This window comes from Viridibacillus soli, assembly GCF_016612995.1.
In the GTDB taxonomy this organism is placed as follows: Bacteria; Bacillota; Bacilli; order Bacillales_A; family Planococcaceae; genus Viridibacillus; species Viridibacillus soli.
Map to the genome: position 1 here is coordinate 1 of NZ_JAEOAH010000067.1, position 9,823 is coordinate 9,823.

Sequence of the window (9,823 nt, forward strand, 5' to 3'; positions counted from 1 at the left end):
AAACCCTTTGTTGCACTAAAGCCCCCGTTAAAAGGGGGGTTAACGGTACATCTTTAATATAAACGATACGACTTTATTTCAATTCTACAAAACATTCCCGACAATAATAACTCTCTATTCAACCGTCACCGATTTTGCCAAGTTGCGTGGTTTATCCACATCACAACCGCGATATAGTGCTGCATAGTAGCTTATAAGCTGTAATGGCACTACTGACATAAGCGGTGCTAGTAATGGGTGTACTTGTGGTAGGACGATTGCGTCGCCTTCTTGCTCCATACCTTCCATAGAAATGATACATGGATTGGCGCCACGTGCTGTAACTTCTTTGACGTTGCCTCGGATATTCAGGCTAACTGATTTTTGCGTAACGAGTGCAAATACTGGTGTGCCTTCTTCGATCAGGGCAATCGTGCCGTGTTTTAGTTCTCCTCCAGCAAAGCCTTCAGCTTGGATGTAAGAGATTTCTTTTAATTTCAGTGCACCTTCTACACTTACGCAATAATCGATATTACGACCGATGAAGAATGCGTTACGTGTTGTTGATAAAAAGTCTTTAGATGCGATTTCAAAGACTTCTTTTGAATCGACGATTGACTGGATTGCGTTCGCTGCGATTGCTAACTCTTTTTTCAAATCGAAGTTTACTTCAATCCCTTGAGACCCGGCTTCTACATACGCTGCGATTGCTAGTACTGCTACTTGGGCAACATAGGCTTTTGTAGAGGCTACAGCAATTTCTGGACCTGCATGTAAGAGCATTGTGTAATCTGCTTCACGTGACAGTGTTGATCCTGGTACGTTTGTAATTGTTAATGTTGGGTGGCCAAGTTCTTTAATTTTCACTAATACTTGGCGGCTATCCGCTGTTTCACCAGATTGTGTGATGAAAATAAATAACGGTTTTTTTGATAGTAGTGGCATATTGTAGCCGAATTCGCTTGAGATATGCACTTCAACTGGAATACGTGCAATTTTCTCAAAGTATTCTTTCCCTACTAAACCAGCGTGATAGCTTGTGCCGGCTGCGATAATATATAGGCGATCTGCTTCATGCAATGCTTCTGCAATGGCCGGATCGATAGCAAGTTCACCTTGTTCATTTTCATAAGCTTGAATGATCTTACGGACAACAGTTGGTTGTTCGTCGATTTCTTTTAGCATGTAGTGAGGATATGTGCCTTTTTCAATGTCGCTCATATCTAACTCAGCTGTATACGGCGCACGTTCTACTACCGTGCCATCTAGATTTTTAATCGTCATAGCTTCTTTACGTACGATGACGATTTCTTTGTCATGTAGCTCTATAAATTGGTCTGTTACTTGTAACATTGCCATAGCATCTGATGCCACGACATTAAAATGCTCGCCTACACCTACTAGCAACGGACTTTTATTTTTTGCGACGAAGATTGTTTCTTCTTCCTCAGCATCAAGTAAAGCAATCGCGTATGAACCGTGTAGTAATGATAATGCATGACGGAATGCTTCTTCTGTAGTCATACCATCGTTTGCGAATCTTTCGACTAGCTGCACAATGACCTCTGTGTCTGTATCAGATTTCATGTCCACGTTTTGTAGAAATTCACTTTGTAATAAATGATAATTTTCAATAACACCATTATGCACAAGTGTAAATCGACCTGATACACTTTGATGTGGGTGCGCGTTTTGTTTGTTTGGCACGCCGTGAGTTGCCCAGCGTGTATGGCCGATTCCTGTGTGAGCCAAAACATTTTCGTCTACAACTGCACGTAAATCAGCGATACGTCCTTTTTCTTTAAAGACTGTGATACCTTCTTCATTGCGAAGTGCGATACCTGCAGAATCATATCCACGGTACTCTAATTTTTCAAGGCCTTTTAATAGGATTTCTTTCGCATCCAAAAAACCGATATATCCAACAATTCCACACATATTAAATTCCTCCGAAGTTTGCAAAATTAGCCGCATGAAATTATGCCTCGTCTTCTTATGAAGTCGGGGTTACGTTCTTATGCTGCTGTGACTTTGCCGTTTTGCTTCTTTGTCCGTTTGATCACTCAAACGTTTTGCAAGCAAACTTTCGATCGGGCAATGGCAATCGGGAGGCATCCGCCGAAATTTCGATACTCCTCCACCTCGTCTGCTGAAGATCTGTGTCGTCCAATTTCTTCAGCGCTGGCGCTATAATTTTTTTCCTTTGTTTTATGCGCTTACTTTGACTCCTCCTCTTGCGCAGCTACTATTTTAGTATAAAGGTTAAGTCTCTATACAGTAGCAACTTCATCATACTGAATTCACTATTCATAGTCAATCAGAAAGCTGTTTTGAAAAGGTTTACACGGGAAAAATAATATTTCCCACTATATTATACGTTCTATAGCAGCATTTTGTTCCTTTACTTCATTATAAAAAACCGTTAACGTGTGTAAACGTTAACGGTTTTTTCATACAATATTATTTATTTAATAGTTTTAATAATTCTTGGTTAAACGCTGGAAGATCATCAGGCGTGCAGCTCATTACCAATTGATTTTGGCATACGTAGACTTCATCATCTTGATAATTTGCTCCCGCATTTTCCATATCTTCAAACAGTTTCGTTATGACAGTTGCTACTTTCGCCAAATCCAATTTCTCCTAAGTGGTTTATTTAATAGGGTGTAATAATAACCTATTCCACAACCGGAGATAATTAAACATTTATTCAGTTAATCCCATTTCTTCTTTTACTACAACTGCGATTCGTTCTGCATAAGCTTCGCAATCTTCGGTTGTTGCTGCTTCAACCATAACTCGTACTAACGGTTCTGTTCCCGATGGTCGGACAAGGATGCGACCGTTCCCGTTCATTCCCTGCTCTACTTCAGAAATAACTGCCGCTACTTTTTCATTTTCTTCCACAGCATATTTATCTGTTACACGAACGTTAATTAGCTTTTGAGGGAAAATTGTCATCTCAGCTGCGAGCTCAGATAATGTTTTACCTGTTAATTTCATCGTATTAACGAGTTGCAGACCTGTTAATAGGCCATCCCCTGTTGTATTGTAATCAAGGAAGACGATATGCCCTGATTGCTCCCCGCCAATATTGTAATCACCAGCGCGCATTGCTTCTACAACATAACGGTCTCCTACTGCAGTTTGAACACTGTGCATACCTTGTTCTTCTAAACCTTTATAGAAGCCCATATTACTCATGACAGTAGATACCACTGTATCTTTGTTCAAGCGATCTTGGTCATGGAAATGTTTTGCACAGATGTACATGATTTGGTCTCCATCAACGATATTACCTTTCTCATCAACTGCGATTAGTCGGTCACCGTCTCCGTCAAATGCAAGTCCAATATCTGCGCCTTTTTCAACTACCATTTTAGCAAGTTCTTCAGGATGTGTAGAACCTACACCAGCGTTAATATTGAGACCGTTTGGTGAAGCACCCATTGTTGATAAGTCCGCTTCTAAATCCGCAAATAGATGTGTTGCTAACGAAGAAGTTGCACCATGTGCGCAATCTAATGCAATATGAATACCTGTGAACTCTTCATCTACAGTTTGTTTTAAATATTGAATGTATTTTTGACCACCTTGGAAATAATCGCTTAGTGAACCAAGATCGCCACCTGTTGGACGAGGTAACTCATCTTGCTCTTGGTCTAATAATGCTTCAATCTCTGCTTCTTGGTCATCCGTTAACTTAAAGCCGTCGGGGCCAAAGAATTTAATACCGTTATCTGCAACTGGATTATGTGATGCTGAAATCATAACGCCTGCATGCGCACTCATAACACGTGTTAAATAAGCGACTCCAGGTGTACTAATAACGCCTAGACGCATTACTTCTGCTCCTACTGAAAGCAAGCCGGCTACAAGAGCTCCTTCTAGCATTTGTCCAGATATACGTGTATCGCGACCAATTAATACTTTTGGACGTTCTGTGGCTTCTTTCGTTAAAACGTATCCACCGAAGCGACCGAGTTTAAATGCTAACTCAGGCGTCAGCTCACTATTGGCGACTCCGCGGACGCCGTCTGTTCCGAAATATTTACCCATTTTGTTCTCTCCTTCAAAACTATCTACGATCCTTCAATCGAATTTTTTAAGATATTCTTTCTATTCGAAGACTGACGTTCTTATTAGAAAGTGACCATGTTATATTTCTTGGTCCGTCAACTTGAATAGGTAGTTTATGATCTCCGATACTCATGTCAGCTGCTTCTACATATAAATCGAAATCTTTCATTTCTAGATTAGCTAGCTCCTTTTCATCACCATTCACTGTTAATGTGAGTATACCATTCTTTGGTGTGATGAAATCGCTACTATAATCCTCATCTAGATTTCGAACATTAATTGCTACATTCTTGAATACTTTTGAACCTATACTTGAAGTATCATTATTGTCATTCTCTTGATCTTTCTCTTCGTCTTTATTTACTTCTTTATTATCAGAATTCGATTCTTTTTTCTCAACTACAACTTGGACTTTAATATTGTTTTCAGATACTCTAGAGATGCCCAATGGCTTCTCTATATCTACATTAAAAGTACCTGAATCTTTAATTTTAGAAACATCAATATCGACAATTAATTGTTGCATATTTTCTAGTGCTGCCTTCGAACCATTTAGTATCAGTTTGCTTGTTGTCGTCGTCAATGACTTGATGGTGACAGCATCTTGTGGAGTTCCCTTTTGATTTAAGACGACAGGTACTTCCTTATTATACTCTCCAACGTCAACATTCACTTTAACCTTCTCTGGATTCACTTGTATATCTAATTTATTCATATCACGGTCTAGTATTTTGACATTTGCTTCTTGTTGGAAGGAATTCTTTAAATCTTGCTCACCAGTAACCGTTGCTTTTACATAGCTAATGCTATTTACTACGCTTTTAGCGCCAACAACCGTTACAGACCCAGGATTTGCTGTCATACTTTTCACGTAATAATTTTCTGCCAATAAGCTTTCATTGATTTCTGGCTCAATTTTAAATACTCTTGTTATCTTTTCTTCAATATTAATATCGATAGTTGCCGGATCCAATTGTACTGATAGCTTATCAGAAAAGTTTTCATGCTTAATCGTTACTTTATGTTCTCCAATTGACTGCTTACGTAAATCTACGAAGACAGTGTAATCACTTACTGCCTTCGTTTGTAAGACGATGGCCATTGGACCTTTAATCGTCACATCAACGGTTTTTGGCACACCTGTGACGATTAAACTCTGATCATCATAATAAACTTGAACAGGTACATTATGAAGTACGTCCGTTTGTGTATTCGATGAAGCGCCACCCACACCATCTTTTTCAACAGGCTGAACCGTAAAGAATAGAAGCATTGCTAGTGTCAGCGCTGTAATTCTTAAAAACCAAGGGCTTTCGATTAGTTTATCCATCATTTCTTGTTCCCCCTCCAGCTCCACTTAGAGGTACTTGTTGCTTCTTGTTCAGGGCCGAACCACGCTTTGCGTAAACGTGCTTCGAATTCCTCTATGGAAAGATCTCGGTGTAGGTCTCCATTAATCGTTAAACTAACTGCACCCGTTTCTTCGGATACGATAACTGTTATGGCATCAGTTACTTCACTAATACCAATAGCAGCTCTATGACGTGTTCCTAATTCCTTCGAGATGAACGGACTTTCTGATAATGGTAAATAACATGCTGCTGCAGCTACTTTGTTTTTTTGAACAATGACTGCACCATCATGTAAGGGTGTATTTGGAATAAAAATATTGATCAGTAGCTCTGATGAGATTTCTGAATGCATCGAAATTCCCGTCTCAATATAATCATTCAATCCTGTTTCACGCTCGATTGAGATAAGCGCTCCGATACGTCGCTTCGCCATGTAACTAATGGATTTGGACATCGCTTCTACTAAACGCGTACGCTCTTCCTCTTCCTGTAAATTACTACGAGCAAATAGCTTTCCACGACCAATCTGTTCAAGTGCCCGACGCAATTCTGGTTGGAATATGATAATAATAGCAAGGAAACCAAAATTGATAACCTGCTCCATCATCCACCCAAGCGTATTTAAGCCGGCATAGACAGTAATAATTCGAATGATAATAATAACAAATATTCCTTTTAGAAGCTGAACGGCCTTCGTTCCTCTAATTAAGGTTAAAATTTTATAAATTACAAACCAAACTAAGAGAATGTCCAGAATGTTCATCAACATTCTGATCCATACATTGTCGGTAAGTTGTGTGATTTCATTAATAAAAGACATGTGGATCCCCCACTTTTCTAGCAAGTGCATATGTGTTCAGTATAGCATAACTCTTACTTTTTCTGCTTATATGGAGCAGAAAAGTCTACCTTAATCAGTAGACTTTTTCACTTTATTTATTTTTATCTAAAAATGAAAGAATTTCTTTTCCTCCGTTTTTAATCTTATACCAGAGCCATTCGAATGCTTGATTAATCTCATCAATTTGGCCGGTTACATTTGCTGTTGAAGCCATGTATTGGCCATTAATAACTGTGATGTTGCCATCTACTGCACCTTCTACAACGATGTCACCGTTTTTAACGACGATATCACCTGTAACTGTCTCACCTGCAGGTACAATGACGGTTTGCCCCTCTACAACGAGGTTTGGCTGCTTTGTCACTGAGAACTCCTTATCATCGTTAAATCCTGTAAGAAGTGATGCACTCATTAAAATGCAGAACATTGCTGCTGCCACAAATATCGGATGGCGGCGTAGCCATCTTTGGACACCAATTCCTGACTTTCCTTTAGGTAGACGGACCATAACGTTCTGCTTGAAATCTAGAGGTACTGAAACGACGGCAGCACTTTTAACAAAGGCAATCGTACTATTTAGCTCCTGCATATGTTGTCGACAATCATCGCAGCTTTGTAAATGTGCTTTTAGCTCGGTTTCATGCTCACGACTAATATCACCATCTAAATATTCATGCATGTATTCACCAATTTGTTTTGGACACGCATTCATAGTGAAATCCCTCCTACAGATTGCCTAATTGCTTTCTCAGAGCTTCGCGTCCTCTGTGGATTCGAGTTTTGACTGTCCCAAGCGGCATATCTAAAATCTCGCTAATTTCCTGCAATGGCAATTCCTCTATATACTTTAAGACAATGACCGTTCGATATTTATCTGGCAACTGGCTAATTTCATACTGAATTCTTTCCTGTAACTCCATTCTCTGTACTTCTTCCTCAGGTAACCTATCTGACGAAGAAATTTGAGAGTACATATCTAGGCCGTCCGTTCCAGCAACTTGCGCATCTAAGTAATAGTCCGGTTTCTTCTTTCTTATACGGTCTATACATAAATTCGTCGCTATACGGTACAGCCAAGTCGAAAATTTTCGATTCAAATCAAAAGTGTGAAGATTAATATACGCACGGACAAATGCCTCTTGCGCTATATCTTCTGATTCATGTTTATTGCCAAGCATGCGATAGCAAACTTGGTACAGTTTTTGCTGGTAGTGGCTCACAACATCGGAATACGCATTTTGATCGCCTTTCAGCACTTGTTTTATTCTCTTGTTGATTAACGCGTCCATTGTGATTTCCCTCCGCCCATGCGGCTGTTATTCTATATACGAGTATCCTTTAGATTAAGTTTCATTTTTTATAAATTCTTTTTAAAGTACTCCCGTTAAACAGCACTCCCATAATTATAACAAATATGTAAGAGGGAAATGCTGTTAATTCATAAGAATTTCCTCTTTCCAGGACTAAATTTCTTGTAAAAAAGTTCCTTCTATCAAAAAAATTTTAAACAAATAAAAAAGGACGAGCATACCCGTCCCTTCTACATTATACTAATTTTTCACCGAATAATGAGCCCATCAACGCAACAGCCACATCTGCAGTTTTATTTTTTTCATCTAAGATTGGATTTACTTCGACAAATTCGGCGGAAGTAATCAGTCCAGAATCCTGTAGTATCTCCATCGCTAAATGGCTCTCACGGTATGTAATTCCACCAGGCACTGGAGTCCCTACGCCCGGCGTATAAAGAGGATCAATACCATCTAAATCTAAAGACAAATGCACCCCGTCTACATTACGACCTTTTAAATAGATAATCGCATCTTGAATAACATCTGTCATTCCCTCTCGATCAACCTCGTGCATCGTATAAACTTTAATCCCTTTTTCTTTAATTAATTCACGTTCTCCTGGATCTACTGAGCGAGCGCCAATAATAACGATATTTTCTGGCTTTACTTTTGGTGCATAATCACGGATATTCACTAGCTTTTCATGACCCAGCCCGATACTAACAGCAAGCGGCATACCGTGTATATTACCCGACGGTGATGTATCACCTGTATTCAAGTCTGCATGCGCGTCATACCAAATCACACCTAAGTTCTCATAATGGTCTGCTAAACCAGCAAGAGTGCCAATTGCAATACTATGGTCCCCACCAAGGACAAGCGGGAAATGATGCTGCTCAATGACATCATGAACTTTATTTGCCAGCTTCGTACTCGCCTCAGTAACAGCTGTTAAATTACGAAAATGTGTATCCTCTGTCAGCTCACGCTCAGATACCCCAATCTGAATATCGCCTTCATCTATCACTTTATGACCAATTGCCTCTAATCTTTCTACAACACCTGCATAACGAATTGCACTCGGTCCCATATCTACCCCACGACGTGTTTGACCAAGATCCATCGGTACACCTATTAGTGAAATATTTAATTTATGCATTGTTTTATACCCCCTTGTGAATTACTACTATTGTAAATGCTACAATCATGTTGACTCAACCACGCAAAATTCCGAATATTTATACAAATGTTCATTTCCTAATGAAATACAACAAAGCTACAGTTGATCTCACCTATACGCTACCTTCTATAGCAAATATCTTGGTGCTTCATAATTAGTTATACAACGATATGTATGCCATAAAAAAAGACTCTAAAAGGGTAAGGGAAAATCCCTTGCCCTTTTAGAGTCAATTAGAGAGAGTTTTTATTTTCTACATCGTTAATCAGTCTTATCTTGATCAAAGAACTTCTCTTATAATTCACCAACTTTTTCTTGTGCAGCACCTTTTAACTTTTCAAAATTACCTTCAACTCGCATTGCAGCATCACCTGTAAGGTTACCTACTCATTCCTTCACTTCACCTTTAACTTTATCCGTGAATCCATTCGACATAATAAAACGTTCTTAGAATAGTTATATATTATTTAATTACCCAATAGAGAAATTTCATAAACCTCTTTTTATTAACTACAAAAAAACCTCTTTCTACAGAAATGTAGAAAGAGGTTGAAATTTTATAAGAAAGTGAGCCATGCAGGATTCGAACCTGCGACCCTCTGATTAAAAGTCAGATGCTCTACCAACTGAGCTAATGGCTCATAAAATAAAAAATGGCTGGGGAACCTGGATTCGAACCAGGGCATGACGGAATCAAAATCCGTTGCCTTACCGCTTGGCTATACCCCAACAATGAATTATGAATGTTACTATAGTTTTAAAAATGGTGGAGGAGGGCAGATTCGAACTGCCGAACCCGAAGGAGCGGATTTACAGTCCGCCGCGTTTAGCCACTTCGCTACCCCTCCGAAAAAAAACATGGTGGAGGATGACGGGATCGAACCGCCGACCCTCTGCTTGTAAGGCAGATGCTCTCCCAGCTGAGCTAATCCTCCATGGATATGATAAATAAATTTTATATAATGGTGACCCCTACGGGATTCGAACCCGTGTTACCGCCGTGAAAGGGCGGTGTCTTAACCGCTTGACCAAGGGGCCATTAAAATCTGACTGCTTCAAGCAGGACAAGAATTATATTAACATCTTTTAAACAACTTTG

General features: G+C 39.4%; 8 protein-coding genes and 5 tRNA genes. All 13 read right to left on the reverse strand.

Annotated elements, in window-relative coordinates:
- Positions 1-114: 114 nt before the first annotated feature.
- Positions 115-1,917 carry a glutamine--fructose-6-phosphate transaminase (isomerizing) gene (gene glmS / locus JFL43_RS21690; RefSeq protein ID WP_200750661.1) on the reverse strand — a complete coding sequence of 601 codons (1,803 nt, stop codon included), beginning with the start codon at positions 1,915-1,917 and terminating at the stop codon, positions 115-117.
- Positions 1,918-2,439: 522 nt separating this feature from the next.
- Positions 2,440-2,610 (reverse strand): DJ-1/PfpI family protein, encoded by a 171-nt coding sequence (locus JFL43_RS21695; RefSeq protein ID WP_407702013.1) that lies wholly within the window; start codon positions 2,608-2,610, stop codon positions 2,440-2,442.
- Between the two features lie 75 nt (positions 2,611-2,685).
- Positions 2,686-4,038 carry a phosphoglucosamine mutase gene (glmM, locus tag JFL43_RS21700; RefSeq protein ID WP_100795475.1) on the reverse strand — a complete coding sequence of 451 codons (1,353 nt, stop codon included), beginning with the start codon at positions 4,036-4,038 and terminating at the stop codon, positions 2,686-2,688.
- 46 nt (positions 4,039-4,084) lie between these two features.
- The gene (locus tag JFL43_RS21705; RefSeq protein WP_200750662.1) at positions 4,085-5,392 is read right to left on the reverse strand and encodes a CdaR family protein; all 1,308 of its coding nucleotides are present in this window, start codon (positions 5,390-5,392) and stop codon (positions 4,085-4,087) included.
- Positions 5,389-6,231, reverse strand: a complete 843-nt coding sequence (gene cdaA / locus JFL43_RS21710; protein ID WP_200750663.1) for a diadenylate cyclase CdaA — start codon at positions 6,229-6,231, stop codon at positions 5,389-5,391. Before cdaA ends, JFL43_RS21705 begins: the two co-directional genes overlap by 4 nt.
- A gap of 112 nt (positions 6,232-6,343) precedes the next feature.
- Positions 6,344-6,964: an anti-sigma factor family protein gene (locus JFL43_RS21715; RefSeq protein ID WP_100795472.1), complete on the reverse strand. Its 621-nt coding sequence runs from the start codon at positions 6,962-6,964 to the stop codon at positions 6,344-6,346.
- 13 nt (positions 6,965-6,977) lie between these two features.
- Positions 6,978-7,541, reverse strand: coding sequence for an RNA polymerase sigma factor SigW (gene sigW, locus JFL43_RS21720; protein ID WP_100795471.1), 564 nt, complete (start codon positions 7,539-7,541; stop codon positions 6,978-6,980).
- A gap of 256 nt (positions 7,542-7,797) precedes the next feature.
- Complete coding sequence (rocF, locus tag JFL43_RS21725; RefSeq protein WP_100795469.1) at positions 7,798-8,703, reverse strand: arginase; 906 nt, start codon at positions 8,701-8,703, stop codon at positions 7,798-7,800.
- 589 nt (positions 8,704-9,292) lie between these two features.
- Positions 9,293-9,365, reverse strand: a tRNA-Lys gene (locus JFL43_RS21730).
- Between the two features lie 13 nt (positions 9,366-9,378).
- Positions 9,379-9,453: transfer RNA gene (locus tag JFL43_RS21735), tRNA-Gln, on the reverse strand.
- Positions 9,454-9,488: 35 nt separating this feature from the next.
- A tRNA-Tyr gene (locus JFL43_RS21740) sits at positions 9,489-9,572 on the reverse strand.
- Positions 9,573-9,583: 11 nt separating this feature from the next.
- Positions 9,584-9,659 (reverse strand) — tRNA-Val (locus JFL43_RS21745).
- 28 nt (positions 9,660-9,687) lie between these two features.
- Positions 9,688-9,762 (reverse strand) — tRNA-Glu (locus tag JFL43_RS21750).
- Positions 9,763-9,823: the final 61 nt, after the last annotated feature.